2 protein-coding genes are annotated in these 1,085 nt (G+C 38.7%); both read right to left on the bottom strand.

Features of this window, described 5'->3' with window-relative positions; genetic code table 11:
* Positions 1-11: 11 nt before the first annotated feature.
* Entirely contained in the window at positions 12-551 is a 540-nt protein-coding gene (locus FTU05_RS17735) for an IS630 family transposase (RefSeq protein WP_141730351.1), read from the bottom strand.
* Between the two features lie 16 nt (positions 552-567).
* Entirely contained in the window at positions 568-1,023 is a 456-nt protein-coding gene (locus tag FTU05_RS17730) for a helix-turn-helix domain-containing protein (RefSeq protein WP_004973749.1), read from the bottom strand.
* Positions 1,024-1,085: the final 62 nt, after the last annotated feature.

Below are 1,085 nucleotides of genomic sequence, written 5' to 3'. Positions count from 1 at the left end.
ATAAGCTGTCATTAAAAAGTAAACATGTATTCTTTTCCGAATTGGTTTGATACTCTCTCCACCCATTGCTCTATTTTATCAGCTGTCATGACTTGAAAATCTCGCCAATAATATTTCATCTGCTTCCATACCATCTCGATTCGATTTAACTCAGGGCTATAAGCTGGAATAAAATACAAATTCGTCGAAAAGTTACTTTTAAGTAGCTCTCTGTAATCAGCCATCTTTTTACTTCTATGAATCGAGGCATTATCAACAATAAGAACCAATGGAAGGTTATAAGTCTGTTTTACTTGTTGAGCTATTCCAGTTAAATAGGCATAAAACCAAGTGCTTGTAACTGACTCTTGTAAACAACTTGTCACCAGTTTCCCCGTTGAAAGCAAACACCCCATGACATTAACTCGTTTTAATCTTATTGCATCAACCGCATGAACATCACCTATCTTTGTCCACGCATAGCGGTTATCAGGTGTAGATGAAAACCCTGTTTCATCAACATAACCTAATATAATTTCACCACGTGCCGCTTGCTCTCGTAATTTTTCAATCTGCTGTGTTGCTTGTTCAAATGCAATCGGATCTCTTTTTTTTCAAGCTATGACGGGTACGCTTGAAGACCATACCTGAATCACGTAAAAACTTACGAATGGTTTCAACAGACACGGACACTTCGTATTCTTCATGTAGTTTGACTCGGATTTGTTCTGCATTGAGTGGACTTGTATTGACCCAATCTAGGATTTTCGCCTGATAGTCTGAGATCAATGTATTGGGCCGACCTGAGCGATGACCTTCTTTAATCGATTCAAACTCATACAATTCCCAACGTCGGCGTTGTAGCCTTATGGTTTCTGGGATACGTTCTTGTAGAGTGGCAACTTCCGCAACACTTTTACCTTCAGAAAGCCAGAGAATAGTTTGGGCACGTTGTCTTTCACGCCAATGTTTTGCATGCTTGGCCAGAAAAATGAGTCGTTCTCGCTGTTCTAAACTAAGTGGTACAGAAACAATTCGAGGCATGTGTGAACATCTGTTAACTAAAAAAACTTTTTCGCATGATTAGTTATTTTTGTCAACTTAAT

Source organism: Acinetobacter sp. YH12049, assembly GCF_013419875.1.
Lineage (GTDB): Bacteria > Pseudomonadota > Gammaproteobacteria > Pseudomonadales > Moraxellaceae > Acinetobacter > Acinetobacter amyesii.
This window is presented reverse-complemented; position numbering and strand designations above follow the sequence as displayed.